The organism is Brevibacterium antiquum (genome assembly GCF_016107655.1).
Classification (GTDB): Bacteria; Actinomycetota; Actinomycetes; order Actinomycetales; family Brevibacteriaceae; genus Brevibacterium; species Brevibacterium antiquum.
Window position 1 is genome coordinate 582,123 of sequence record NZ_JABASX010000001.1, and the last position, 26,699, is coordinate 608,821.

A 26,699-nucleotide genomic window follows, 5' to 3' on the forward strand; every position below is an offset into this window, starting at 1 on the left:
AGGCGGCACCATTCACAGCTGATGGTGGCCCACGGCAGAAAGCCAGTTCCCACATGAGTCCCGAGCCCCAGCAGCGTCGAGTGCCCTGGCCCCGGCTGAACCGCCGACAGGTCCTCACCGGTGCACTCGCAGGGGCAGGTCTCCTCGGCGCAGGCTTCGCGACGTCCTCAGGCACCGACATTCTCGCTCAGGCGGGCCGGAGTGATCCCCTCCGCTCCGCCACCGTCGCCTTCACCTCTGGGACCTCGCGCGAAGGCATCGGCATCGAGATGGTGCAGCGCTTGGCGCCGAACTCACGTGTCATGCCCGGAATAGAAGACCTAGGGCCGGCGGCACGGCAGCAGCAATTCCTGGACCGGTGCACTGCATGGATCACGCAGCTGCCCGATCATCGTCGCGATCTTGCCACCTCGGCGCTTCTCGATCTGTGGGTACTCACCGACTCCCTGCCGGCGACGGTGGCCAGCTGGGACCAGCCGTGGCGATACATCTGGCCGCGGGATGCAGCGTTCGCTGCGGTTGCTCTGGCCCGAGTCGGAATGGTCGACCTGGCGTGGCAGCACCTTCTTCACCTGCAGTCGCTGCAGTCGCAGGACGGGTCATTCGCGGCACGGTTCACCCCTGACCTCGGGCTGGCCCCGGACGAACGCCCATCTCAGTTCGACGCTCTTGGGCTCCTGCTCTGGGCCGTCAGCGACGTTCATGCTGTCGGGGCCCGGACCACGGGGCGAAAGGACGGAGCGGTCACCCTCGAGACGATGGCACCGATGCTGCGTCGTTCTTCCCGGCGCCTGCTCCACCTCACCGAGCGGGGCACAGTCCTGCCCCCGGTGTCGTCCGACTACTGGGAAGTCAGCGAATCCCAAGTCACGCTCGGCACTGCAGGACCCACACTGCTGGGCCTGCAGGCACTCGTCAGGCTGGCTGAGCACAGCAGCGGACTATGGGATCACATCGATGGGGGAGCCGAGGCACTCGGGGACAGCTGCAATGCATTCGAAGCGACATTCTCTCGAACATTCATCGCCAATGGGCTGCAGCGCTACCCGACCTCAGGAGGACTCGATTCGGCGGTAGCCTATCTGCCCGCGGCCGGAGCGGGCCTGGACCTTGGAGAATCGACCCTTGACCACGTTTGGGAGCGACTTCGCCAACCCGCCGGCGGGATCAAACCGGGGCACGGGTGGATCTTCGATCACACGAGCTGGACCCCGTCGACATCACTCATGGGAGTCGGGTTCGCCCGCATCGGCGCCACAGCACAGGCCGATGGGGTGCTCGACTGGTTGGGCAGCCATCGCACGCAAGCCGGCTCCTTTCCCGAGAAGGTCAGTGCAGAAGGCGCGGCAGTGTCCGTGGCGCCTCTGTCGTGGACGGCATCCAATGTGATCATCACTCTTGACGAGCTTCATCGCGCCCGACCCTGACTCGAGCTGCAGGTGCCTTCGCAGCGGCATGTGTTCACGGTGATTGGCTCAGCGCTCCATCAGAACCGGCATCGATTGCGCTCCTCGCGAACTCCGGGCCCGCGGTGGCCCGCCTGTTTCGTGTTTTGTCCCGTGTTTCGCGTAATATGGGTGACTGCGTCTTGCGGACGTGCGCGATCTCATCGTGGACTTTCGCTCCCTCCAGGTCACCAGATGACCGATTATGCATGACTGTCGAAATTGAAAGGTCGCACTGTGAAGAGCTCCGTCGAGCAACTCGACCCCACGCGGGTCAAGATCAGCGTGGATGTCCCATACGCCGAACTCAAGCCGAGCATCGACGAGGCATACAAGACCATCGGTGGCCAGGTCACCATTCCGGGCTTCCGGCAGGGCAAGGTCCCTGCGCGCATCATCGATCAGCGCGTTGGCCGACCCGCAGTGATCCAGGAGGCCGTGAACAACGGTCTTGACGGGTTCTACCGCGAGGCTGTCGAAGAGCACGATCTCAAGCCATTGGGCCAGCCCGAGGTCGAGATCTCCGAGGTTCCCGGCCTCGACGGCGCCGAAGACGGCGACCTGACCTTCACTGTCGAGGTCGACGTGCGCCCCACGATCGAACTGCCCGCCTACGACACCATCAGTGTCGAGGTCGACCCGATCGAGGTCACCGATGAAGACGTCGACGCCGAGCTTGAGCAGCTGCGCACTCGCTTCGGTACGCTGAGCTCCGTTGACCGTCCTGCAGCCAAGGACGACTTCGTGACCCTCGACCTCGTCGCCACCATCGACGGCGAAGAGATCGACACTGCCTCCGACATCTCCTACCAGGTCGGTGCCGGGACCATGCTCGATGGCATGGACGAAGCACTTGACGGTCTGTCGGCAGACGAGACCACCACCTTCGAGACCACCTTCGCAGGCGGAGAGCACGCCGGTGAAACCGGAACAGTCTCCATCACACTCAGCGCGGTCAAGGTTCGCGAACTTCCAGAGGCTGACGATGACTTCGCCCAGCTGGCCAGCGAATTCGACACGATCGACGAGCTGCGTACGGATCTGCGCGAGCAGGCCGCGAAGCAGAAGGAGACCGACCAGGGTGCTCAGGCACGCGACAAGGTCCTCGAATCACTGATCGAGACCCTCAACGTGCCCGTTCCTGAGAAGGTCGTCACCGACGAGGTTGAGCGTCACCTCGAGTCCGAGAGCCGCGTGGATGACGATGAGCACCGCAAGGAGGTCACCGAAGAGACCGAGCGCAATCTCCGCACTCAGTTCATCCTCGACTCGATCGCCGAGGCCGAAGAGGTCGAGGTGACACAGCCCGAGCTCATCGAATACCTCATCTCTGCGTCACAGCAGTACGGCATGAACCCGAATGAGTTCGCGCAGATGCTCGACAGCTCCGGACAGGTCAACGCACTGGTCGGAGAGGTCACACGCCGCAAGGCCCTGGCCGCTGCTCTCGCCGGTGCTGTCGTCAAGGACACTGCAGGCAACGTCGTCGATATGGAGGAGTTCACCTCTCCAGCTGAGGAAGAGGCGCCTGAGGGCGCCGATGACTCAGACGATGCCGTCGCAGCCGAAGGCGACGACGAGAACTGATTTCTTACCGCTTCGGCGGTGACAGAGCCGACAACGGTGGGCACGGGAATTATTCCGTGCCCACCGTTTCGCATAGGTGCATCAGACGGCCGCAGCCAGGCGCGGGTCTCATCCGGCACGAATCTTTCCAGCAGGCGCGGGCTAATCCGGTGCCCGATCACGCTGATGGCGAACACAGGCGTTCCGACGGACTAAATCCGACCGGTGAGCAGTTAGAGTCCATATCAAGCCAACCAAAGACCAACAGGAGTGAAACGTGAGCGCACATGAAATGACAGCGCCCGTCGGCCTCGACGCCGGTGGGGCAATGGGTCTCGATGACCATATTTTCAACCGCCTGCTCAAAGAGCGCATCATCTGGCTCGGTTCGGAAGTGCGTGACTCCAACGCCAACGCGATCTGTGCCCAGATGATGCTGCTGGCGGCAGAGGACCCCGACGCAGACATCTCGCTGTACATCAACTCCCCGGGTGGCTCGGTCACCGCGGGAATGGCGATCTACGACACCATGCAGTACATCAAGCCGGATGTCTCCACCGTCGCAATGGGAATGGCCGCATCAATGGGGCAGTTCCTGCTGTCATCCGGTGCACCAGGGAAGCGGTTCGCCACCCCTCACGCCCGTATTCTCATGCACCAGCCTTTGGGCGGAATCGGCGGCACCGCCACCGACATCAAGATCCAGGCAGAGCTCATCCTGCACATGAAGAAGCAGATGGCAGAGCTCACCGCCGAACAGACAGGCAAGACCCTGGAACAGATCCTCAAGGACAACGACCGCGACCACTGGTTCACCGCCGAAGAAGCACTGGAATACGGCTTCATCGACAAGATGGTGACCCGTTCGTCCGACGTCACCGACAACTGAGTGGGAGTCAAGGAAGAATGAATTCAATGAACTTTATGCCAGGGTCCACCGCCGGCAACATGCCGCAGTCCCGCTACGTCATGCCCCAGTTCGAAGAGCGGACTCCCTACGGCTTCAAACGCCAGGATCCCTACACGAAGCTCTTCGACGATCGCGTGATCTTCTTGGGCGTCCAGGTTGACGACACGAGCGCCGACGACGTGATGGCGCAGCTCCTGGTCCTCGAATCACAGGACCCTGATCGTGATATCACGCTCTACATCAATTCGCCGGGCGGTTCCTTCACTGCGATGACTGCCATCTACGACACGATGCAGTACATCAAGCCGGAGATCCAGACCGTCTGCCTCGGTCAGGCCGCCTCGGCTGCTGCCGTACTGCTGGCAGCCGGCACTCCTGGCAAGCGTCTGGCTCTGCCCAACGCTCGAGTCCTCATCCACCAGCCTGCGATGGAGGGCCAGGGCCAGGGACAGGCTTCGGACATCGAGATCCAGGCCGCAGAGGTATTCCGGATGCGCCAGTGGCTGGAGACGACCTTGTCGGGTCACTCCAACAAGTCACCGGAGCAGGTCTCCAACGACATCGAACGTGACCTCTTCCTCACCGCCGAACAGGCGAAGGACTACGGTCTCGTCGATCAGGTTCTGACCTCTCGCAAGGCGGTCTGAGACACACGAACATCTTCGGGCCCGGACAGCCATCGGCTGTCCGGGCCCGAAGCGGTCTGTGCTGCGAAGTTGCCACCTGGTGCGGCGCCGAGTAGTTTGGGCCTTCTCAGCAGCATGGGTGCGTCCATCTTCTCCGACACACCGAATGGCGGTTCTGGCCGCTCATGTCAGTCCCGTATGGGAAGCTATTGAGGTACAGGAAACACGAGCGGTAGAGTTGGGGCCAGGTGCCCCGGCGGAAGGTTGTGACAGTGGCTCGCAGTGCGGACGGAGCAGACCTGCTCAAATGTAACTTCTGTGGGAAATCCCAGAAGCAGGTTCGGAAACTCATCGCCGGACCTGGAGTCTACATCTGCGATGAATGCATCGGGCTGTGCAATGAGATCATCGAAGAGGAGCTCAGCGAAGGCACCTCCGAGCACACCGACATCGAACTGCCCAAGCCGCGCGAGATCTTCGACTTCCTCCAGGAATACGTCGTCGGTCAGGAACCCGCGAAGAAGGCCCTGTCCGTGGCCGTGTACAACCATTACAAGCGCATCCGCTCGCTGCAGAGTGATGAAGACACGAAGACTCTGGGCTCCGATGACACCGAGGTCGAGATTGCGAAGTCCAACATCCTCCTCGTTGGCCCCACCGGATCGGGCAAAACCTATCTCGCGCAGTCGTTGGCGAAGAGACTCGATGTTCCCTTCGCCGTCGCAGACGCGACAGCACTGACAGAAGCCGGCTACGTCGGCGAAGACGTCGAGAACATTCTGCTCAAACTCATCCAAGCCGCGGACTTCGACATTCAGAAGGCCGAACACGGCATCATCTACATCGACGAGATCGATAAGATTGCACGCAAGTCGGAGAACCCGTCGATCACTCGAGACGTCTCCGGCGAAGGTGTCCAGCAGGCGCTGCTGAAGATACTCGAAGGCACTCAGGCCTCCGTGCCGCCGCAGGGCGGACGCAAGCATCCCCACCAGGACTTCCTCCAGATCGACACCACGAATGTGCTCTTCATCGTCGCGGGAGCCTTCGCAGGCATGGAGGAGATCGTTGCCGGCCGTAAGGGCAAGCACGGCATCGGGTTCGGTGCGCTCCTGCAGTCGAAGAACGACGAAGAAGACCTCTACGCCGACATCCTGCCCGAGGATCTGCTGAAGTTCGGACTCATTCCCGAGTTCATCGGACGCCTGCCTGTACTGGCCACTGTCTCTACGCTGGATCGTGCGGCGCTGATATCGATCCTCACAGAACCGAAGAATGCCCTGGTCAAGCAGTACCAGCGCATGTTCGAGTTCGACAATGTCGAGCTTCGTTTCGAGACCGACGCACTCGAAGCCATCTCCGACCTCGCACTCCTGCGCGGCACCGGGGCACGTGGACTGCGGTCCATCCTCGAAGAGGTCCTGCAGCCGGTCATGTTCGATGTTCCCTCCCGTGAGGACATCGCCGAGGTGGTCGTGACCAGAGACGTCGTGGACAAGAACGTCGCACCGACTCTGGTGCCGCGCGAACAGCCTCGGACATCCAAAAAATCAGCCTGACTCGTCTCATTAGATGAGGCTGTTCGCTGATACCAGGCCTCTGAAGTACGACAACTATCGCCGCCTCTGGCTGGCCAACATTGTCACCGTCATCGGTGCTCAGATGACGGTAGTCGCCATTCCCGCACAGATCTATCACATCACCGGATCCTCCGGCTATGTGGGTCTCAGCGGTGTCTTCGGGCTGGTTCCGCTCATCGTGTTCGGACTGTGGGGCGGTTCCCTGGCCGACGTCATCGACCGTCGCCGTCTGCTCATCATCTCCACCGTCGGCCTGATCATCGCGAGCTCGCTGTTGGCTCTCATCGCAGTCATGCAGCTTGGGAACGTGTGGCTGCTGTTGTCCGTATTCTCTTTGCAGCAGGCCTTCTTCGGCCTGAACCAGCCGGCCAAGGGCGCACTCCTGCCGACCATCGTTCCGCTCGAACTTCTCCCGTCTGCCAACTCGCTCAATATGACGGTCATGACATTGGGCGCTGTCGCAGGACCGATCATCGGTGGCGCTCTGATACCGGTCGTCGGCTATCAGACGCTCTACATCTTGGATGCGCTGTTCCTGGCTACAACGCTCTACGCGGTGCTGCGTCTGCCCGCACTGGTACCTCAGAAACAGCCCGATACGCGTTCGGGCGTCAAAGGGGTCATCGACGGCTTCCGCTACCTGGCAACGAACACCGTTGTCATGGTGTCGCTGCTGGTCGACGTCATCGCCATGGTCTTCGGAATGCCCAGAGCACTGTTCCCGCAGATTGCGACCGAGTCCTTCGGTGGTCCTCCTGCCGGAGGCATCGTCTTCTCGCTGCTGTTCGCATCTTTGGCAGCAGGCAGCGCCTTGGCAGGGATCTTCTCCGGCTGGGTCTCTCGTGTCGAACGCCAGGGCCTTGCGGTGATCACAGCGATTCTCGTCTGGGGCACCGCAATGTCTGTGTTCGGTCTGTCCCTGGAATTCGCCTCAGGATTCTGGACGGCGGCCCTCATCGTCGCGCTTCTCGGCCTGGCCATCGGCGGCGGCGCCGACATCATCTCCTCCGCCTTCCGTTCCACGATGCTGCAGGAGGCTGCCAGCGATGATATGCGAGGTCGCATGCAGGGTGTATTCATTGTCGTCGTCGCAGGCGGTCCACGCATTGCCGATGTTCTGCACGGCACTGTCGCGGAGTTCACGAATACGACCATCGCCTCCGCAGGAGGGGGCCTCATCGTCATTGTGCTCGTCATCGCCTGTGCGTTGATCTTCCCGAAGTTCCGTCGCTATCGCGTGGAGCGCGGGGGAGCGGGGCAGCCACGGACGTCGGTGGCCTGAAGCGCTCGTCCAATGCGGAGAGCCCGAGGCAACCCGGTGCTGATTCGGGCGGCCTCGGGCTCGCATTGCGCTGGAGCTGGAACACCTCTGAGGGAGAGCGCTTCAGCCATGGTCCGGCTAGGCTTGGGCGGTGTACACGGCGTTCTCAGCAGGCTGGACGACGACGAAGCCGGGGCCGTGGAAGGCAAGCTGAATCGATTCACCCGAACCGCGACCGAAGAAGGTCCCCACGCTGACGTCGGTCTTGATCTGCGGTGCCAGAGATGAGGACCAGCACACCGCGGCCTGCGGGTCGACGAACGTCGGCTGCTGCGAGCAGTCGAGGACCATGGGCTCGCCCTTGCAGCAGATGGCAGCGGTGCCTTGCCCGTTGAGTTCGAGGTTGAACAGCCCGGAGCCGCTGGCCATGGCACCGATTCCGCCCTTGATCCGCTTGATCTCCCAGTTGAGAGCATCGTCGAAGGCCAAGAGGTTCGCGGTGTTGACCGTCAGCGCATCCTGCTGACCTTCCAAGGCCATCATGAAGATGTTCGAGGCCTCTCGAGCGAAGAACACCTCGCCGTGGCCCTCAACCTTCATCACATTGCCGCCTTCACCAGTGGCGGCCTTCTTCATGAACTGTCCCACCGACTTCGATCCCTGGTGAGCGAAGCGGACGTCGCCCTGGTAGGCGACCATGGCACCCTTTGTGGCGATCATGGGCGCGTTGGGCGTGATCACTGTGCGCAGCATCTTATTCGATTGCAGAGTCCAACGTTCCTGGTTCTGGATCTCTGCGTTGCGCTTCGAAAAGAGTTCACTTCTCATCGTTCAAGAGCCTTTCGTCCATGAAGAAGCTTCGTACTCCTTCAGTTGTCGAGTTCCATCGTAAGCGTCCGGCCACTCCACGTGCCGGAGAATTCTGTTCTGATTGTGGAACAGGCGTGGACGGTCAGTCCTGCTCGATGAAGTCGATCTCGGCGACTGTGATCTCTTCACCCTTCACCTCAGTGACGAGATTCTGGATGCGTCCAGCGGACGTCAGGTCGCCTTCGGCACTGTCGATCGCTGCGACGACAGCTGCCGGAGCATGGATGGTGAGGCTGCGCACCTGGGTCTTCTGGGAGACCTTGGCCTCGGTCTTCGACCTCCGGATCTCAGTGAGCACCGAGGCGACAGACATGAGCAGGTCCGGATCCACAGACGAGTCAGGCTGAGTCAGCTTCTCGTCTCCAGGCCACGGTGACCTGTGCACAGATCCCGTTCTCCACCATGACCACACCTCTTCGGTCACGAAGGGCATGATCGGGGCGAAGAGGCGCAGAAGCACGTCGAGGGCAGTTGCCAGAGTGACGTGAGCCGAAAGCTGATCGTCCTCGCCCTTGGCGCCGTACGACCGGTCCTTGACGAGCTCGACATAGTCATCGGTGAACTCCCAGAAGAAGCTCTCCGCGGCACGCAGAGCGTGTGCGTAATCGTAAGCCGCCATATGCGTTGAAGCCGTCTCGACGACCTCGGCGAGCTTCTTGAGCAGAGCACGATCGAGATCGTGCGTCACAGAACCAAGCTGGCCGACAAGCCCGGAGTGAACCCCCTGGGCAAGCGCGAACTTCGAAGCGTTGAGCAGTTTCATGGCCAATCGGCGCCCGATCTGCATCTGCGTCACGTCATAGGCTGTATCGGCACCGAGCTTGGCGCTGGCCGCCCAGTAGCGCACCGCGTCGGGGCCGAAGCCCGGTTTCGCCTCGCCGAGGATGTCAGAGGGGACAACGACATTGCCCTTCGACTTCGACATCTTCTTGCGATCCGGATCGAGGATCCAACCGGAGAGGCCGGCATGCTTCCATGGTGCAGCGTCATTGAGCGAGTTGGCACGGACGACAGTGGAGAACAGCCAAGTGCGGATGATGTCGTGGCCCTGAGGGCGCAGATCGAAGGGGAAGACCTTGGAGAAGAAGTCTTCATCGCGGCTCCAACCACCCAGCAGCTGGGGGGTCAGAGATGAGGTTGCCCAGGTGTCGAGGACGTCCGGATCGGCAGTGAAGCCGCCGGGCACGTCACGCTGGTCAGCGGTGAAGCCGGCCGGCACCTCGGCGATAGGGTCGGTGGGCAGGGACTCGGGAACGATCGGATCCGAGTAGTCGGGTTCCCCAGCCGAGTCCAAGCGATACCACAGCGGGATCGGCACGCCGAAGTAACGTTGGCGGGAGACCAGCCAGTCACCGTTGAGATTCTCCACCCAGTTCTCGTAGCGTGAGCGCATGAATGCCGGATGCCACTCGATCTCTCGACCGCGGGCGATGAGCGCATCACGGAGTTCGGCCGAGCGTCCGCCGTTGCGGATGTACCACTGGCGGGACGTGACGACTTCGAGGGGCTTGTCGCCCTTCTCATAGAACGGAACAGGATGCGTGATCGCTTCGATCTCGCCGATGAGGTCACCGGATTCGGCGAGCATATCCGCGATCTCCTTGCGGGCGGTGAAGGTTGTCTTTCCCGCCAGCTTCTCGTAGTTGGCCACAGCATCGGGCTTCGGCGACGACGCGATCCATTCGGGGACTTCGAGATTGAGGCGACCACCGCGGTTGATGACGGCGCGCGTGGGCAGGTCGAGTTCACGCCACCAGGTGACGTCAGTGAGGTCACCGAAGGTGCAGACCATGGCAATGCCGGTGCCCTTGTCCGACTTCGCAAGTTCATGGGCGCGAACTTCGACGCGCACGCCGAAGAGAGGTGAGACGTACTTGGATCCGAATGAGGAGGTGTAACGCTCGTCCTCGGGATGAGCCACGAGTGCCACTACCGCGGGGATGAGCTCCGGACGGGAAGTGAGAATGACGATCGGTTCCGCCGAGGTGTCGGCGAGGCCGTCGGTACCCTCGGGATAGAAGTTCACCGTGTGGTAGGCGCCGTCCTTCTCCCGGTCCTCGAGTTCCGCCTGCGCGACGGCAGTGCCGAAGGTGACGTCCCACATGGTGGGGGCGTCCTGGGAGTATGCGTGACCGTTTGCGAGGTCGGCGAGGAAGGCCTTCTGGCTGACCGAGCGTGACGTGTCATCGATGGTGCGGTAGGTGTACTTCCAATCCACGGACAGGCCGGTGGAGCGGAAGAGGTGTTCGAAGATCTGCTCGTCTTCCGCGGACAGGGTCTCGCAGAGTTCGATGAAGTTCTGACGCGAGATCTTGACGAAGTCACGAGAGTTCTTCGCAGGCTTTGCCGGCGGCTCGAAGTTCGGGTCGTAGCTCTGGGTGGGATCGCAGGTGACCCCGTAGTAGTTCTGGACGCGTCGTTCCGTCGGCAGACCGTTGTCATCCCAGCCCAGGGGGTAGAACACGTTCTTGCCCTGCATGCGCTGATATCTGGCGATGATGTCGGTCTGCGTGTAGGAGAAGACGTGCCCGACGTGCAGAGACCCCGAGGCGGTGGGCGGGGGAGTGTCGATCGAGTAGACCTGCTCACGATCCGTATCGACGTCGAAGGCATAGACTCCGCTGTCGCTCCAAGCGGCGTCCCATTTGTCCCGAAGTCCCTCAAGAGCCGGCTTATCCGGCAGGTTCACTGACTCGTGCGTCGAGTCCGAAAAGGCAGGTGTGTTCATAATTGTTGATTTTCTCACCCGGGCGGCCTGGGGCCAAACCGATGATCGGGCGTGAGCGGACTTCAGCGGTTCGAGCCTGTGGCACACGCTGCCAGGGACACACACTGAATGGAGCGTGAGATGCATCCGCGAACGAAAATGAGAATATTGGACCATGGCGCCCTTGGACAGAATCCGATCAGAGAACCTGCCGCCGACGTCGACCGCGTGGATGAACCCGGCCCGTGCGATCGCGATCGTGGCAGTCGTCGCCATCCATTCGCTGGGAACCGTCGTGGAGGAGAACTACGCGACCATGGGTCCCGGCTGGTGGGTCGCCAACGGCTTCGACTCCGCAGCTCGGTGGTCGGTTCCTGTGTTCATCATGATCTCCGGGGCGCTGGCACTGGACCCGGCACGCGGGAACAAACCGCGTAAATTCCTCAGCAAGCGCGTGTGGAGAATCGGAATCCCCCTCGTGTTCTGGACAGCCGTATACGTCGTCTTCAGGCGCTTCTATCTGCTCCCGACAGACGACGGATGGAACCCGGGAATCGCGATTCTGACCGGTTCTCCGTTCGTGCAGCTCTATTTCCTCTACGTGCTCGCCGGCCTGACGCTTCTGACCCCGTTCTTCCGGCTGCTCAGCGTTCACGGTTCGCGGCGCCTGCAATGGGGAACGGGTCTGATCTTTCTGGGCATCGGCATGCTCGACCAATGGGCGAGCATCGTCTTCGACGTGGGTGAGGCCAATATCGCCACACGTTTCCTGCCGATGGCCGGCTTCTACATCCTCGGGTGGGTGCTGCGGGACGTGGTGCTCTCCTCCCGCGGTGTGGTGCTGGCATGGCTGGCACTTGCCGGTGCAATCGCGATGACCATTGTGTGGGCGGGACTCGGCCCGGGCGAGAAGCCGTGGGTCTTCCCCTACGAGTACCTCTCACCGGGGGTCGTCATCGCCTCTGTGGCCGCCTACCTCCTGCTGCATCATCACTTGGATAGCGGTTTCCGGCTCCTGCACTGGTTCTACCCGTACTCCTTCGGGGTGTTCCTGCTCCACCCCCTCGTGCTCTACCCCTTGCGCAATGAGATGGGCCTGCCGACGACGGTTCCCGGTGTTCTCCTCCATGCCATCGCGATGCCGATCGTCTACACGATCATCTGCGCTGTCATCACCTGGCTGGCGGTCAAGATTCCCGGTGTGCGCGCCGTCTTCGGTGAAGGCGGTCCCCGCAACCCGCATTCGAAGCCGAACCCACGGGCGCGCCGAACGAAGAAGGCCGACCCGGACACCGCGAGCGCTTAGCTGCCACGGAATCTGCCGGACGGGGATGAAACTCCGTAGACTGACCGGTGTCCCCGACAGTCGTGTCCTCCACCAGTAGAGACACACCCAGATACAGATGTGACATGCCCAGGTCCAGACGGGTGCGCCCAGGTCCAGATGCGGTGAGCCCAGATCCGGGCCTGGAGCCACGAACAACGACGAAGAAGTACGGAGAGGTACAGCGATGGAAACACTCAGAGCAGTGGTGACAGGTGCGAGTTCGGGAATCGGCGCTGCTACGGTGCGCCGGCTGCGCGAGCAGGGCTGGGACGTCGTTGCCGTGGCACGGCGAGAGGAGAAGCTGCGGGCACTGTCCGAGGAGACCGGCGCCAGCTATGTTGTCGCCGACCTCACCGATGATGCCGCGGTCGCAGCGCTCAGCGCCGAGGTGCTGGCTGGAGGGCCGGTGCACTCCCTGGTCGCCAACGCGGGTGCCGCGTTCGGCACCGACACAGTCGCCGAGGCCTCGGTCGACGGCTGGCGTGACATGTTCGATGTCAATGTCCTCGGAGTCCTCCGAGTCGTCAAGGCATTCCTTCCCGCTCTGATCGAATCCGGGCGTGGAGACATCGTCGTCATGTCCTCGACCGCCGGTCACCAGGCCTATGAGGGCGGTGGCGGTTACGTCGCGACCAAGCACGGCACACATTCGATCGCCGCGACGCTGCGGCTCGAGCTCGCTGGTGAACCCGTCCGTGTGATCGAAATCGCCCCCGGGATGGTCGCAACCGATGAATTCACGCTGAAACGAGTCGGCGGCAGTCAGGACAAAGCCGACAAAGTCTACGAAGGGGTGAAGAACCCACTCACCGCAGATGACGTCGCCGATGCCGTGGTCTACTCGCTGACCCGACCGCACCATTTCAATGTCGACCTGATGGTGATCAGACCGATTGCACAGGCCGCACAGCACAAAGTGGCACGCCACCAGGGTCTCTGAGTTCGGAAGCCGGGCGGCTGCACCCAGCCTGATGGCCGACACCCTGGGCCAGGTGGTCGACACACCGGGCCAAGGTATACGATTGAGGGTGCAGCGATCCGGCCATCACCGGGGAGCATCCGGAAGAACAGTGCGTTCGTCCCGTGCCGAAGGCTTCGGCACGACAGAAGGCATTCAGTAGAACCGGACGGTTGGACCCGTCATCACTCCGGCTATGAGCGATCCGCTGATCGTCTGTCTCACCCGACAGTCGTTGAGGACGGATAAGCGAGGTGGTACCGCGGCAGACATGTCGTCCTCGTGACAGTGACCGCAGTGACTCAAAGGACGCTCATGACGCAACCGTTGTATCCCAAGGTATCGACCTCGGCCTTCGGCCTCAGTGCCTCGCCGGATTTCCCCGCCATCGAAGACGCCGTGCTCGACTACTGGAAACAGGACGATACGTTCCAGGCCTCGATCGACCAGCGCGACCCCGGCGAGAACGGTGAGAACGAGTTCGTCTTCTACGACGGACCTCCCTTCGCCAACGGACTGCCCCACTACGGTCACCTCCTGACCGGGTACGTCAAGGACGTCGTCCCACGCTTCCAGACGATGCGGGGCAAGAAAGTGGATCGCCGCTTCGGCTGGGATACCCACGGCCTTCCCGCAGAGCTTGAGGCCGAACGTCAGCTGGGCATCACCGACAAGTCGGAGATCAGCGGCATGGGCTTGGCCGCATTCAACGACGCCTGCCGTTCCTCAGTCCTGAAGTACACGAAGGAATGGGAAGAGTACGTCACCCGCCAGGGTCGGTGGGTCGACTTCGACAACGACTACAAGACGCTCAACGTCGAATACATGGAAAGCGTGATCTGGGCGTTCAAACAGCTCTGGGACAAGGGGCTCGTCTACGAGGGCTACCGCGTTCTGCCCTACTGCTGGAAAGACCAGACTCCGCTGTCGAACCACGAACTGCGCATGGACGACGATGTCTACAAGTCGCGCCAGGATCCGGCCGTGACCATCGGATACAAGCTCAAGGACTCCGATGAATGGGTCCTGATCTGGACGACGACGCCGTGGACTGTTCCGTCCAACCAGGCTGTCGCGGTCAATCCCGAGATCCCGCTGGCAGCCGTCGTCGCCGGTGAAGACGGTGCACAAGAGCTGCAGGGAAAGACACTGATCCTCGCCGAGGCACGCCTCGGCTCATACTCCCGTGAGCTCGGGGAGAACCCCGAGGTGCTGCGCACATTCTCCGGCAGTGAGCTTCTCGGTCGTGAATACGAGCCTCCCTTCCCGTACTTCGAAGGTCGCCAAGAGGAGTTCGGTGAACGGATGCACACCATCCTCGAAGCCGAGTTCGTCACCACGGACGAAGGCACCGGAATCGTCCACCAGTCTCCGGCTTTCGGTGAAGAGGACAAGGACCTCACCGATTCCTACGGCATCACCGCCGTGCGTCCCGTCGACGACGCAGGCTGCTTCGACTCCACGGTCGCCGACTACGCGGGACAGCAGGTCTTCGACGCCAACAAGGGCATCATCAAGGACCTGCGCAACGGCACCGGGCCGATGGCAGATCGTTCGGCACTGCTGATCCGGCACGAATCCTATGAGCACTCCTACCCGCACTGCTGGCGCTGCCGCAATCCGCTGATCTACCGCGCTGTGTCCTCCTGGTTCGTCCGGGTGACCGAGTTCAAGGACCGCATGGTCGAACTCAACGAGCAGATCAACTGGGTGCCCGACAATGTCAAGCACGGACAGTTCGGCAAATGGCTGGAGAACGCACGCGACTGGTCGATCTCACGCAACCGCTTCTGGGGTTCGCCGATCCCGGTATGGACCTCAGACGACCCCTCGTATCCGCGCACCGATGTGTACGGGTCCCTGGCCGACATCGAGGCCGACTTCGGTCGCCTGCCGGTCAATGACCAAGGTGAAGTCGACCTCCACCGCCCCTGGGTCGACGACCTGGTACGACCCAACCCTGACGATCCGACCGGTCAGTCGATGATGCGCCGCATCCCTGAGATCTTCGACGTCTGGTTCGACTCGGGATCCATGAGCTACGCACAGGTCCACTACCCGTTCGAGAACTCCGAATGGTTCGACAATCATTTCCCCGCCGACTTCATCGTGGAGTATGTCGGACAGACTCGCGGCTGGTTCTATCTCCTGCACGTGCTCTCCACAGCGATCTTCGATCGTCCTGCCTTCACCAATTGCATCTCCCACGGCATCGTCTTGGGCTCCGACGGAGCGAAGATGTCGAAATCGCTGCGCAACTATCCCGACGTCAACGAGGTCTTCGATCGCGACGGCTCCGATGCGATGCGCTGGTTCCTCATGGCCTCGTCCATCCTGCGAGGCGGCAACCTCGTCGTGACCGAGCAGGGTATCCGCGATGGAGTGCGACAGGTCGTTCTCCCGCTCTGGAACACCTGGCAGTTCTTCGCCACCTACTCCAACACCGCAGACGGGGCAGACGGAGAGAAGGCCGGCTACCGGGCCGATTCCCGCTATGATTCGAGCCAGGTCCTTGACCGGTATCTGCTGGCGAAGACTCACGACCTGATCGCAGAGTTCGCGGACGCCATGGAGGGCCTCGACATCTGGGCGGCCTGCGAACTCGTGCGCAGCTACCTCGACATGCTCACCAACTGGTACGTGCGTCGTTCCCGTCGCCGCTTCTGGGACGGCACCGAGGCGACCCACGAGTCATTCGACGTGTTCTACACCTGCCTCGAAGCCTTCTGCCGGGTCGCAGCCCCACTGCTGCCATTCACCGTCGAAGAGATCTACCGTGGGCTCACCGGCGAACGGTCGGTCCACTTGGCCGACTACCCGGATGCGAGTCTGTTCCCCGCCGATGATCAGCTCGTGTCCGCGATGGATCTGACCCGCGACATCTGCTCAACGGCTTCCTCCGTGCGCAAGGCCAACAAGCTGCGGGTGCGCCTGCCTCTGGCCAAGCTCACCGTTGCTGATGACACCGAGCTGGGCAGCGAGTTCACCGACATCATCTCCGATGAGCTCAACGTCCGCGAGGTCGAAGTGCTCGACGTCGCCGAGGCGGAAGCTGCAGGATTCTCCCTGTCGCAGAGTCTCGTCATCAATGCCCGCGCCGCAGGCCCCAGGCTGGGCAAGCAGGTGCAGCAGGTGATCAAGGCCTCGAAGACCGGCGATTGGTCGGTCGCCGACGACGGCACCGTCACCAGCGGTGGAATCGACTTGGTCGATGGCGAATACACCGTGGAGTCGGTGGCCGAATCCGGCACCGAGGGAATGGAGCTGGCTGCGCTCGACTCCGGCTTCCTGGCACTCGATACACGTGTCACCCCTGAGCTCGAGGCCGAAGGCGTCGCTCGTGACGCGGTCCGCGCCATCCAGGGAATCCGCAAACAGCTGGACCTGCACATCTCCGATCGGATCACCGTCGTCATCGAGGCGGAGACGGATCTGGCGGCCGCGCTGAGCGCCCATCAGGACCTCATCGCCGGTGAGACCCTGACCACCTCACTCGACTTCGCAGACGTCGAGAGTGCCGGGCAGGTCTTCACTCCTGAAGAGCTGCCTGCGGGAACGCGTCTCGCTGTGAGCCGAGCATGAGCACGGACGAGCGCGACGAGAAGTCGCAGGCCCAGCTCGTCCGCGTGTATGCGGCACTGCTGGCACGAGCGGGGGAGACCCAGATCGAGGTCCGACTCGACGCGACTCGTCGTGCCTGCGAGCTCCTCGGCGACATTCATCAGGCCGCACCGGTCATCACGGTGACCGGAACGAACGGCAAAACCTCGACTGCTCGCATGATCGACTCGATCGTGTCTGCTCACGACTTGAGAGTGGGCCGCTTCACGAGTCCGCATCTGCATTCGGTGACCGAGCGGATCTCTGTCGACGGCGGTCCTGTCGCCGCTGAGACCTTCGTCCGCATTCACGACGAGATCTCACCGGTGCTCGACCTCGTCGACGCGGAGCTCGTCGCCGAAGGGCGTGGAAAGCTGACCTTCTTCGAGGCGCTGACGATCCTGGCCTTCGCCGTGTTCGCAGACGCCCCGGTCGACGTGGTGGTCACCGAAGTTGGAATGGGCGGCGAATGGGATTCGACGAACGTTGCCGATGCGCAGGTCTGTGTCTTCACGAAGATCGGCCTCGACCATCAGCAGTTCCTCGGTGACACGCTCACCGAGATCGCCACCACCAAAGCAGGAATCCTCAATCGCAGTCTCGATCCTTCTCCAGCACCGAATCCGGTCGCTGTCATCGCTGCACAGACCGAAGAGGCGCAGACTGCTCTGGACGCCGAGGTGGAGCGGCGGCAGACTCTCGCGTTGACCGAGGACCGCAGCTTCCGGCTCCTCGACCGCACAAGAGCGGTCGATGGACAGCTCATCACCGTGCAGGGGGTTCGGGATGTCTACACCGACATCTTCCTGCCGCTGCACGGCATCCATCAGGCACACAATGCCGCCATTGCGCTGGTCGCGGCGGAGGCGTTTCTGAGTGATGAGGACAAGCCGCTGGTCCTCGACACCGTGGCCGAGGGCCTGTCACGTGTGACATCACCCGGCCGGGCCGAGCTTGTCCGGACAGGACCGGCAGTGGTCGTCGACGGGGCGCACAACCCCGACGCTGCCCATGTGCTGGCCGAGACCATCACCGAGGCATTCGACTTCGACTACACGGTGATGGTTCTGGCGATGTTCGCCGACAAGGACATCCTCGGCGTGCTCGAGGAGCTTCACCGCAGCGCCGATGTGTTCGTCGTGAGCCAGGCACTGAATTCTCGTGCACTTGATGCCCATGAACTCGCCGAGGCTGTCCGCGAATGGGTGGATGAGGACTCCGTGATCGAGACACCGGATCTCAACGCTGCCCTGATGAAGGCCATCGATCTGGCCAACAGCTCCGGGGCAACGAGCCCTGGAATCGTGGTCACCGGTTCTCTGCACACCGTGGCAGAGGCCCGTCTGCTGCTCGGCAAGGAGGAATGATCCGATGAAATCGAAGTTTCCCGTCCTGTGCGGCTCGATCCTCATCTGTGAGCTCTTCGTCGTCTACTTCGCAGTGCTCACTGCCTACGGCCTGGCGGTGAAGGCAGCAGGATCTCTGAGCTTGGGGCAACTGCTCCTCGGCGCGTCCGTGATTGCCGCTCTGGCCATCGTGTCGGTCCTGCTGCTGCCACGACGCATCGGTCAGAAGCGACCGGGTGTGGCACTGGGCTGGGTCGTGCAGATCCTCCTGCTGGCTTCGGGATTCCTCGTCACCTCGATGTTCTTCGTCGCAGCGATCTTCATCGCCCTGTGGGCGGTGTCGGTGTACTGGTCGGCGAGGATCGACAGGGAAGTGGCGGAGCGAGCCTGAACCGCCTCGGCGGTCAATGAACTCAACGGCGGTTAAACTGTGACCGCCGATCATCGCACTAACGAAAAGGACCGGAATGGAACGCACTCTCATCCTCATCAAACCCGATGGTGTCGCACGAGGACTCGTGGGACAGATCCTCGCTCGGATCGAATCCAAGGGATATGCCATCGATGCTCTGTCGCTGCGCACCGCGACCGCGGAAGAACTCTCCGCGCACTACGCAGAGCACGAAGGCAAACCCTTCTACCAGCCCCTCGTCGACTTCATGTCCGAAGGACCGATCGTGTCGATCATCGCCTCCGGTCAGGGAGTGATCCCTGGATTCCGTTCGCTGGCGGGTGCAACCGACCCGACAGCGGCGGCGCCGGGCACCATTCGCGGCGATCTTGGCCGCGACTGGGGCGAGAAGGTCCAGAAGAATCTCGTGCACGGATCCGATTCCGTTGAATCTGCCGAACGCGAGATCGGAATCTGGTTCCCCGCCGTATAGATCTCAGCGCACAGACGCGGGTGCCCTGCAGCTGTCCTTCCTCAGAGGGAACGGTCGCAGGGCACCCGCGTCATTTCATGGCAGTGGTGAGCTATTCAGGACGTGCTCAGAACAGGGTCGAGAAGAAGTTCCAGAACTGAACGACGATGCAGGCTGCGATGACGAGCATCCACAGAACGAAGATCGCCACGTTCTCCTTGGCGAGGACTCTGGCGATCGGATTCCGCGCGATCCGGGCGCCGAAACTGCCGGCCAGAACATTGTGGGCCGTGACAGCGACGAACATCGGGATCGTCATCGTCCACACCACCATGCACCAGGGACAGCCGACGCCGATCTTGTAGATCGAGACGTAGAACAGGAACATGACGAGAACGGTGCCGAGGGCGAGGCCGATGTTGAGTCCGACCATGATCCACTTCGGGATCCTCGTCCCTGCCAGGAGCAACACGCCGAGGAGCAGTGGGAATATGAAAGCGCCGATTCCCAGGAGCTGATTGGGGAAGCCGAAGAGCTGGCTCTCGGGAGACTCCATCACCGATCCGCAGGAGAAGAACGGGTTGAGGTCGCAGGAGAGCACCGCGTTCGGGTCCTCCAACTTCTCGTACTTCTCGACGGCAAGAGCGAAGGATGCCAAGTAGCCGACGACGGATGCAACGATGAGGAAGATGCCGAGACTGGTCGGCCGCAGGACCCAGGATCGGGTCTGCGGCACCACGTCGATATCGTCGTCAGGGAGAGTATCTGCGGTATTCACACTCCAAGAATGCCTCCCCGGACACTGCGCGGCAAACGGGGCGGCTGCGAATAGTCACATACCTGAAGTGACGGAGACCACAGACGGCGGACATCGACCGGAGCACTTCGGTTGATCTGTGACATAATGGCCAGACGGATACTTGCTCTCACACCGAGCAGGAGAAGTGCCTCCACCGAGTCGAGGGTACGACCTCGCAGGTCGACACCAAGAAGAGGCAGCACCGAAGGCCTACGCGCTGAGCGCGAGCTGGAAGTGCCATCCACAAGTTTCGGTCCGACTTGGACCATGCAAGGATCCGAAGATCCGTGAGGTGTGGACGGAGTCTTCGGACTGGGAGAAATCATGAATGACGCGTCGAATGACGGCAACGAAGCAACAGAGGGCATCCTCGCCGATCTCGCCAATCTGCAGCAGTCGGTGAATTCCGCAGACTCCTCTCATGGGGATGTCGACGAGAGCATCAGAGCGAAGCTCGACAACATCGCCGAGGCTGCGGAGTCTCTGCGCATGCCCGAGCCGAGCGATGACGACTCGGACGAGGACGTCGAGGACGTTCCCGAGCAGGGGCCGGGCACATCGAAGAAGGCCCAGGACTCCGCAGCCAACAGGGGACTCGTGTTCGAACAGTTCGTCCGCGAACCTGCCGGGGGTCCGCAGAATGCAGCGAGCAACGGCCGGGGGAGCGAGACGAACGATGCCTCGGAGGTCGATGACGACGATTCTGCCGACGCTGCCGCGGATACCGCCTCGCCGGCACCGGCCCCTACATTCGATCCCCGCAACCCCTTCGCGGCGCCCACTGTGGACCCTGCGCCTGCTCCGACCCCGCGCAGCGCACCAGCCGTGCCGCACGACGGTGGACTGATCTTCCAAGTGCCCAAAGCTGAACTGGCTCAGCCCGTCCAGGTTGAGGACGACACCGATGATTCGGATGACGGCGACGAGTACGACAACGACTCGGACTACGCGGAGGCATCAGACGCCGACACGAACGGCGCGAAGAGCGATGACTCCGAGGACAATGACTCCAACGATTCCGGCGGCCGTCGGCGTCGTCGTGGAGGACGCGGCCGCCGCTCCCGCGGACGCGATGACAACGGCAGCGAATCGGATCTTGAAGATTCACCATCGTCAGCGGAGGAATCTGCCGACGAGGATTCCGACTCCCACTCGAACAGCGATTCCCACTCGAACAGACGCGAGTCACGCTCCGGCAACCGGGCGGAGAAGAAGACTCAGCAGGCAGACTCGAACAAGTCCGCCGGCGCCAAATCCTCTGATGACAAGAACTCCGGCCAGCAGTCGGAGAATCTCACTGACTCCGGTGATGATGACAGCGATGACGATGACGACAATGGTTCGCGTCGCCGTCGTCGCCGTCGCTCACGGACCCGCAGCACGGACAACGATGAGGTGACCTCGCTGAAGGGTTCGACACGCCTCGAAGCCAAGAGGCAGCGCCGTAAGGAAGGTCGTGAGGCAGGGCGCCGCCGCCCCGTCATCACCGAGGCCGAGTTCCTGGCCCGTCGTGAATCCGTGGATCGGACCATGCTGGTGCGGGAAAGCGGCGAGCAGACACAGCTGGTCGTCGTCGAAGACGGGATCACAGTCGAGCACTACCTGAAGGAGAACCGCCAGCAGTCGTCCCTCATCGGCAATGTCTACCTGGGCAAAGTCCAGAACGTGCTGCCGAGCATGGAAGCCGCCTTCATCGACATCGGCAAGGGCCGCAATGCTGTGCTCTACGCCGGTGAAGTCAATTGGGACGCCCTCGGCATGGATGGCAAGGCTCGCCGCATCGAGGTGGCACTCAGCCCCGGCGACGCCGTCCTCGTCCAGGTCACCAAGGACCCGATCGGTCACAAGGGCGCCCGTCTGACGAGTCAGATCTCCCTGCCCGGACGTTTCCTCGTCTACGTTCCCGGCAACTCCATGACCGGAATCTCACGCAAGCTGCCCGACGTCGAGCGCAATCGACTGAAGAAGCTGCTCAAGGAACTCGTCGGTGACTCGAATGGAGTCATCGTGCGCACCGCAGCCGAAGGAGCAACGGACAAGGAACTCGGCCGGGACGTCGAACGACTGGCGAAACGGTGGGAGACCATCGAGAAGAAGTCGAAGTCGACGAAGGTGCTCGCGCCCCAGCTCCTCTACAGCGAGCCGGACATGATCGTGCGGATCATCCGCGACGTCTTCAACGAGGACTTCTCGTCTCTCGTCATCGACGGCGACGGCGCGTGGAACACGATTCACGAATACGTCGAGGCCGTGGCACCGGATCTGCTCGAGCGCGTCCACCGCTACAGCGAGGACGAAGACATCTTCGACCACTACCGGGTCGAGGAACAGGTGCAGAAGGCGCTGCAGCGCACCGTCAACCTGCCATCGGGTGGTTCGCTGGTCATCGACCGGACCGAGGCCATGACGGTCATCGACGTCAACACCGGCAAGTTCACCGGTTCAGGTGGAAATCTGGAAGAGACCGTGACCCGCAACAACCTGGAAGCGGCCGAAGAGGTCATCCGGCAGGTGCGCCTGCGGGACATCGGCGGCATCATCGTCGTCGACTTCATCGACATGGTCCTCGAATCGAACCGGGACCTCGTTGTGCGTCGCCTCGTCGAGTGCTTGGGACGCGACAGAACCAAGCATCAGGTCGCCGAGGTGACCTCCCTGGGTCTTGTGCAGATGACGCGTAAGCGCATCGGCACCGGACTCGCAGAGTCCCTTGTCAGTGCCGGGGCCGATCTCTCCGGTCGGGGACTGCTGCTGCCGGGCTCAGAAGAGGACGGCTCGAAGGCCCACCACGGCAATCGGTCCAACCACAACGACAACTCGAACAGCAAACGTGATCGCAAGCGTCGCAGCGACAATAAGTCGTCGTCGAAGTCCAACGACTCCGAAGGCCATAGCGACGCCAACGACGCCTCGCGTTCGGCCGTAGCCGCAATTGCCAAGGCCACGCTGAAGAAGGACGAGACGGAGTCCAAGGACGCGAAGAACTCTCAGGACAACTCGGTTTCGAGCGACACCGAGTCGACGCCGAACAGTGACACCACGAAGGAATCGCAGGGCAACGAGTCCGCCGATTCGAACGGCCGCGGAAAGTCGGGCCGATCCCGCAACAGCCGGAAGCGGTCCGATGCCAAGTCCTCGGAAACGTCAGAGCCAACGTATGACGAGTCTGCTCAGGCCAAGCCGGTCCAGGACAAGCCGGTCCAGGACAAGCCGGCCCGGGCGAAAAAGCCTGAGGTGCCTGCTGCCGAGCTACCGCTGATGATCGGTGCAGACACCGCGACCAAGGTGGCCAAGGCTGAACCCGTCAAGGCAGCACCGCGGCGGAAGCCCGCTGCCAAGGCTCAGGCTGCTGATGAGTCGGCGCAGCAGTCGCTGCCGACCTCATTCGTCATCATCGGCGAAGACTGAACATCATGTCCGCACTCATGTGAGTGATGCGGACAGACGACGAGGCGTTCCGCCACCGATCAAGAGGATCGGCGGCGGGACGCCTCAGTTCTTGGATTCCTGATTCCTCGTCGTGCTGATGGTCGGCTGCGCAGCCTGATCACCGCAGAGTACGATCATGAGATTCGATACGAGATCGCTGCGCTCGAGATGACCGAGCTTGACGATTCTACGTCCCTCGATCTGCTCAATGGCGGTCTCGACCATGCCGACAGCACCTTCGACGATGAGCTGGCGGGCTGCAACAACCGCTGTAGCCTGCTGGCGTTGGAGCATGGCGCGCGCAATCTCCGCCGCGTAGGCCAGTTGCGTGATGCGCGATTCGATGATGGTCACGCCAGCGGCAGCGACTCGTGCTGCGACCTCATTGGAGAGTTTCGACGTGATCTCATCGGCGTTGTCGCGCAGGGACATCCGGTTCGGATCCGAGGAATCGTAGGCATAGGAGTTTGCTATGTGGCGCACAGCAGTCTCGGCCTGGATGGCGACGAACTCCTCGAAGTCATCGACCTCGAACAGTGCCTGAGCCGTGTCTTGGACCTGCCAGACGACCACGGCGCCGATTTCGATCGGATTGCCGTCGAGGTCGTTGACCTTCAGTGTGGAAGTCTCGTGGTTGCGGATGCGTGTCGAAACTTGAATCTTCGAATAGAAGGGGTTGACGAAGCGCAGTCCGGATTGGCGAACTGTGCCGACGTACTTCCCGTAGAGCTGGAGCACGACAGCATTGCCCGGAGCCACCGAGGTGCACCCCTTGAACATGAACATCGATGCGATGAACATGACGATTGCGAGCACAATGAGGATGACCCCGACCGCGGCCTGGGCCACGGTCATGATGAATCCGAACACTGCGAGCAGAAGCGCCAGGATCAACAGAATGACCCCGCCGACGATAGCGAAGTATCCAGATACGCCGCCCGCCGAGGTCTCCCTGACACGTTCGCCCTCGACAGATGCGATTCTCGACGGCCCGGGTCGGCGTTGGCGCGGAGGAACTCCAGGGGACATCTGCGGTCCACCCTGCAGGGGCCGCTGCGGGTGACCCTGAGAACCGGAGCCGGGCTGCTGGCCGCGCCCGGGCAGAGGTTGCTGTGGTGTCGGCTGAGATCCGGGTGGCTGATTCGGAGGAGGACCGTGCTGATGAGGGCTCTGAGTCATGATTTCAGTCTAGGACACAGAATGAGACGTGCATCTCACCGATACCCCCAAGGTGTGACGCACGTAACAGTTGGATAACTGTATTCGTGTCCTGTGCTGTAGAGCTTGCTACCTTCCAAGGGGTACGGCAGGTTATTGCACCATGAACACTTTGTTATTGGCAGCAGATGCCCCCAAATCACCGGTTGATGATGCAATCAACTCCTGGTTCGATCCGATCGCCACCTTCTTCGGCGGGATCATATTCTTTCCTATTACGCTCGGACCGGTCTCCTTCCCCTTCGTGGTGCTCTGGCTGATCGGCGCAGCCTTAATCTTCACCATCTATTTCGGATTCATCCAAGCCCGAGGATTCAAGCTTTCGCTCGACATCATCCGTGGAAAATATTCGTCCAAGAACGACCCGGGCGAGATCACCCACTTCCAGGCACTGGCCTCCGCGTTATCGGGCACAGTCGGCCTCGGCAACATTGCCGGTGTCGGTGTGGCTATTGCCCTCGGTGGTCCCGGTGCTACCTTCTGGATGATCATCGCCGGGCTCCTCGGCATGTGTACGAAGTTCGTCGAGTGCACACTGGGAGTCAAATATCGAGAAATCGACGAAAACGGCGTTGTTTACGGCGGTCCCTTCAAATACCTGCCTATCGCGTTCCGTAAGTTCTCCAAGCCCATCGCCGGCCTGCTGACCGGAATCTTCGCAGTCTCCATCCTCATCTTCGGCGTCGTCGGCGGAGGAATGTTCCAGGCCAACCAGACTTTCGCTCAGGTTCGTACCGCCACCGGCGGTGCAGACGGCTTCCTCGCCGGTCCTGTGGCGTCATTGATCTTCGGCATCATCTTTGCTGGTCTCGTTGGTCTCGTGATCCTCGGTGGAATCCGGTCCATCGCCCACGTCACCGACAAGCTTGTGCCCGCCATGGGCATCTTCTACGTTCTTTCGTGTCTGCTGGTCCTGGCCATCAACTTCGGCCAGATTCCGACGGCCATCGGGCAGATCTTCGAGGGTGCGTTCGCACCGCAGGGAGTTGCCGGCGGCATCGTCGGCGTCATGATCATCGGGTTCCAGCGTTCAGCCTTCTCCAACGAAGCAGGCATCGGTTCGGCCGCGATTGCACACTCGGCGGTCAAGACTCGTCGGCCCATCTCGGAGGGCTTCGTAGCACTTCTCGAACCCTTCGTGGACACCGTGATCGTCTGTACGATGACCGCCCTGACCATCATCGTTGCCAACCAGCCCTCCTACACCAATGACCTTGGCGAGGGTGAGATCGGCGGCGTGGCGCTGGCGTCCGATGCCTTCTCCACGGTGGCCGGCTGGTATCCGGTGCTGCTGGCGATCGCGGTGGCGCTCTTCGCCTTCTCCACCCTCATCACGTGGGCCTACTATGGTGAGCGGGCCTGGGCCTATCTCTTCGGCAAGTCGAAGGGCGCGGTCACGGTCTTCCGTGTCCTCGTCTGCGTGTTTGTGGTCATCGGCTGCATCGCCAGCTTCAGCAAGATCGTCGAGTTCGCGGACGCCGCACTGTTCCTCTGCGCCTTCATCAATATCCTCGGCTTGTATATGCTGATGCCGGTGGTGAAGAAGGAGATGAAGAAGTATCTGGCCGACCGCAAGGCCGGTACGCTCATGGATCCCGACACGAAGGACGCCGTTCCTGTGGAGGAGCTGGTCTGAGCGCAGCTTCTCTGAGGCCGATTCCGCGAAGGCGCGGGGTCGGCCTCCGTGCGTCGTCGATGGATTGCCGTGAGTCTCGTTAGACTGGTGCACGTGGATCAGATCAACGACAAGACACATGCCCAGGAGCGACTGTTGGAACTGCGCGGAAGCATTGACAACATCGACGCAGCGCTCATCCATCTGCTCGCCGAGAGGTTCAAGCTCACGGAGACAGTCGGTGAGTTGAAGGCTGACCACGGTCTGCCTCCTGCAGATCCCGAGAGAGAGGGCAGGCAGGTCGCCCACCTCCGCAGGCTGGCCGAAGATGCGCACCTGGACCCGGAGTTCGCGGAGAAGTTCCTGACCTTCATCGTCGCCGAGGTGATCCGTCATCACGAACGGATCGCTGAGACCCGAGAAGCCTGAGTTGTCCAACTCGAGCGGTTTGCCCAACAGCGGTCGAATCCACTAGACTTGATCGTCGGTGCGCACGACGCACCACGGCTGGTGATTCCTCTCAATGGGACACCCGGGGAAAACGTTCCTCGGGAGCCAAGGGATCAACCGCCGTTCGTT

General features: G+C 61.8%; 19 protein-coding genes. 15 read left to right on the forward strand and 4 right to left on the reverse strand.

Features of this window, described 5'->3' with window-relative positions; translation table 11 throughout:
* Window positions 1-53: 53 nt before the first annotated feature.
* From JFC13_RS02690 to JFC13_RS02715, 6 genes are all read left to right on the forward strand, one after another.
* A complete protein-coding gene (locus tag JFC13_RS02690) occupies window positions 54-1,427 on the forward strand; it encodes a hypothetical protein (RefSeq protein ID WP_232488048.1) in 1,374 nt (457 codons plus the stop codon).
* Window positions 1,428-1,682: 255 nt separating this feature from the next.
* A complete protein-coding gene (gene tig, locus JFC13_RS02695; protein WP_198395541.1) occupies window positions 1,683-3,032 on the forward strand; it encodes a trigger factor in 1,350 nt (449 codons plus the stop codon).
* Window positions 3,033-3,303: 271 nt separating this feature from the next.
* Window positions 3,304-3,900, forward strand: coding sequence for an ATP-dependent Clp protease proteolytic subunit (locus tag JFC13_RS02700; protein WP_101618803.1), 597 nt, complete (start codon window positions 3,304-3,306; stop codon window positions 3,898-3,900).
* A 26-nt stretch (window positions 3,901-3,926) separates the two neighbouring features.
* The gene (locus JFC13_RS02705) at window positions 3,927-4,568 is read left to right on the forward strand and encodes an ATP-dependent Clp protease proteolytic subunit (RefSeq protein ID WP_198395542.1); all 642 of its coding nucleotides are present in this window, start codon (window positions 3,927-3,929) and stop codon (window positions 4,566-4,568) included.
* Window positions 4,569-4,819: 251 nt separating this feature from the next.
* Window positions 4,820-6,106, forward strand: coding sequence for an ATP-dependent Clp protease ATP-binding subunit ClpX (gene clpX, locus JFC13_RS02710; protein WP_198395543.1), 1,287 nt, complete (start codon window positions 4,820-4,822; stop codon window positions 6,104-6,106).
* 13 nt (window positions 6,107-6,119) lie between these two features.
* Window positions 6,120-7,409, forward strand: a complete 1,290-nt coding sequence (locus JFC13_RS02715; protein ID WP_198395544.1) for an MFS transporter — start codon at window positions 6,120-6,122, stop codon at window positions 7,407-7,409.
* A gap of 117 nt (window positions 7,410-7,526) precedes the next feature.
* Here the strand turns inward: JFC13_RS02715 and JFC13_RS02720 are convergent, their stop codons facing one another.
* The gene (locus JFC13_RS02720; protein WP_198395545.1) at window positions 7,527-8,216 is read right to left on the reverse strand and encodes an AIM24 family protein; all 690 of its coding nucleotides are present in this window, start codon (window positions 8,214-8,216) and stop codon (window positions 7,527-7,529) included.
* A 124-nt stretch (window positions 8,217-8,340) separates the two neighbouring features.
* A complete protein-coding gene (valS, locus tag JFC13_RS02725) occupies window positions 8,341-10,986 on the reverse strand; it encodes a valine--tRNA ligase (RefSeq protein WP_198395546.1) in 2,646 nt (881 codons plus the stop codon).
* 154 nt (window positions 10,987-11,140) lie between these two features.
* Here valS and JFC13_RS02730 point away from each other — a divergent pair, with 154 nt between their 5' ends.
* From JFC13_RS02730 to ndk, 6 genes are all read left to right on the forward strand, one after another.
* Window positions 11,141-12,271 (forward strand): acyltransferase, encoded by a 1,131-nt coding sequence (locus JFC13_RS02730; protein WP_198395547.1) that lies wholly within the window; start codon window positions 11,141-11,143, stop codon window positions 12,269-12,271.
* Window positions 12,272-12,476: 205 nt separating this feature from the next.
* Window positions 12,477-13,232: an SDR family oxidoreductase gene (locus tag JFC13_RS02735; RefSeq protein ID WP_198395548.1), complete on the forward strand. Its 756-nt coding sequence runs from the start codon at window positions 12,477-12,479 to the stop codon at window positions 13,230-13,232.
* Window positions 13,233-13,565: 333 nt separating this feature from the next.
* Window positions 13,566-16,832: an isoleucine--tRNA ligase gene (gene ileS / locus JFC13_RS02740; RefSeq protein ID WP_198395549.1), complete on the forward strand. Its 3,267-nt coding sequence runs from the start codon at window positions 13,566-13,568 to the stop codon at window positions 16,830-16,832.
* Window positions 16,829-18,217 (forward strand): bifunctional folylpolyglutamate synthase/dihydrofolate synthase, encoded by a 1,389-nt coding sequence (locus tag JFC13_RS02745; protein WP_198395550.1) that lies wholly within the window; start codon window positions 16,829-16,831, stop codon window positions 18,215-18,217. The genes ileS and JFC13_RS02745 overlap by 4 nt, the downstream gene beginning before the upstream one ends.
* Before the next feature lie 4 nt (window positions 18,218-18,221).
* Window positions 18,222-18,587 (forward strand): DUF4233 domain-containing protein, encoded by a 366-nt coding sequence (locus JFC13_RS02750; RefSeq protein ID WP_198395551.1) that lies wholly within the window; start codon window positions 18,222-18,224, stop codon window positions 18,585-18,587.
* A 76-nt stretch (window positions 18,588-18,663) separates the two neighbouring features.
* Window positions 18,664-19,080, forward strand: a complete 417-nt coding sequence (ndk, locus tag JFC13_RS02755; protein ID WP_198395552.1) for a nucleoside-diphosphate kinase — start codon at window positions 18,664-18,666, stop codon at window positions 19,078-19,080.
* Window positions 19,081-19,186: 106 nt separating this feature from the next.
* Here ndk and JFC13_RS02760 read toward each other — a convergent pair whose 3' ends face one another.
* Window positions 19,187-19,837, reverse strand: a complete 651-nt coding sequence (locus JFC13_RS02760; protein WP_198395553.1) for a vitamin K epoxide reductase family protein — start codon at window positions 19,835-19,837, stop codon at window positions 19,187-19,189.
* 345 nt (window positions 19,838-20,182) lie between these two features.
* Between JFC13_RS02760 and JFC13_RS02765 the strand changes: the two genes are divergently transcribed.
* Window positions 20,183-23,266: an Rne/Rng family ribonuclease gene (locus JFC13_RS02765; protein WP_198395554.1), complete on the forward strand. Its 3,084-nt coding sequence runs from the start codon at window positions 20,183-20,185 to the stop codon at window positions 23,264-23,266.
* Between the two features lie 84 nt (window positions 23,267-23,350).
* On the opposite strand, the gene JFC13_RS02770 is transcribed toward JFC13_RS02765, so the two are convergent.
* A complete protein-coding gene (locus JFC13_RS02770) occupies window positions 23,351-24,466 on the reverse strand; it encodes an SPFH domain-containing protein (RefSeq protein ID WP_232488049.1) in 1,116 nt (371 codons plus the stop codon).
* A 142-nt stretch (window positions 24,467-24,608) separates the two neighbouring features.
* On the opposite strand from JFC13_RS02770, the gene JFC13_RS02775 reads away from it, so the two are divergent.
* Together JFC13_RS02775 and JFC13_RS02780 are read left to right on the forward strand one after the other, a co-directional pair.
* Entirely contained in the window at window positions 24,609-26,141 is a 1,533-nt protein-coding gene (locus JFC13_RS02775) for an alanine/glycine:cation symporter family protein (protein ID WP_198395555.1), read from the forward strand.
* A 93-nt stretch (window positions 26,142-26,234) separates the two neighbouring features.
* A complete protein-coding gene (locus JFC13_RS02780; protein ID WP_143921530.1) occupies window positions 26,235-26,549 on the forward strand; it encodes a chorismate mutase in 315 nt (104 codons plus the stop codon).
* Window positions 26,550-26,699 lie beyond the last annotated feature (150 nt).

Excerpts from the sequence above, each read along its gene's own strand:
- JFC13_RS02690 (WP_232488048.1), top strand. The coding sequence starts at position 54 with ATGAGTCCCGAGCCCCAGCAGCGTCGAGTGCCCTGGCCCCGGCTGAAC.
- JFC13_RS02700 (WP_101618803.1), top strand. The coding sequence starts at position 3,304 with ATGACAGCGCCCGTCGGCCTCGACGCCGGTGGGGCAATGGGTCTCGAT.
- JFC13_RS02705 (WP_198395542.1), top strand. The coding sequence starts at position 3,927 with ATGAACTTTATGCCAGGGTCCACCGCCGGCAACATGCCGCAGTCCCGC.
- JFC13_RS02715 (WP_198395544.1), top strand. The coding sequence starts at position 6,120 with ATGAGGCTGTTCGCTGATACCAGGCCTCTGAAGTACGACAACTATCGC.
- JFC13_RS02720 (WP_198395545.1), bottom strand. The coding sequence starts at position 8,216 with ATGAGAAGTGAACTCTTTTCGAAGCGCAACGCAGAGATCCAGAACCAG.
- valS (WP_198395546.1), bottom strand. The coding sequence starts at position 10,986 with ATGAACACACCTGCCTTTTCGGACTCGACGCACGAGTCAGTGAACCTG.
- JFC13_RS02730 (WP_198395547.1), top strand. The coding sequence starts at position 11,141 with ATGGCGCCCTTGGACAGAATCCGATCAGAGAACCTGCCGCCGACGTCG.
- JFC13_RS02735 (WP_198395548.1), top strand. The coding sequence starts at position 12,477 with ATGGAAACACTCAGAGCAGTGGTGACAGGTGCGAGTTCGGGAATCGGC.
- ileS (WP_198395549.1), top strand. The coding sequence starts at position 13,566 with ATGACGCAACCGTTGTATCCCAAGGTATCGACCTCGGCCTTCGGCCTC.
- JFC13_RS02745 (WP_198395550.1), top strand. The coding sequence starts at position 16,829 with ATGAGCACGGACGAGCGCGACGAGAAGTCGCAGGCCCAGCTCGTCCGC.
- JFC13_RS02750 (WP_198395551.1), top strand. The coding sequence starts at position 18,222 with ATGAAATCGAAGTTTCCCGTCCTGTGCGGCTCGATCCTCATCTGTGAG.
- ndk (WP_198395552.1), top strand. The coding sequence starts at position 18,664 with ATGGAACGCACTCTCATCCTCATCAAACCCGATGGTGTCGCACGAGGA.
- JFC13_RS02765 (WP_198395554.1), top strand. The coding sequence starts at position 20,183 with ATGAATGACGCGTCGAATGACGGCAACGAAGCAACAGAGGGCATCCTC.
- JFC13_RS02770 (WP_232488049.1), bottom strand. The coding sequence starts at position 24,466 with ATGACTCAGAGCCCTCATCAGCACGGTCCTCCTCCGAATCAGCCACCC.
- JFC13_RS02775 (WP_198395555.1), top strand. The coding sequence starts at position 24,609 with ATGAACACTTTGTTATTGGCAGCAGATGCCCCCAAATCACCGGTTGAT.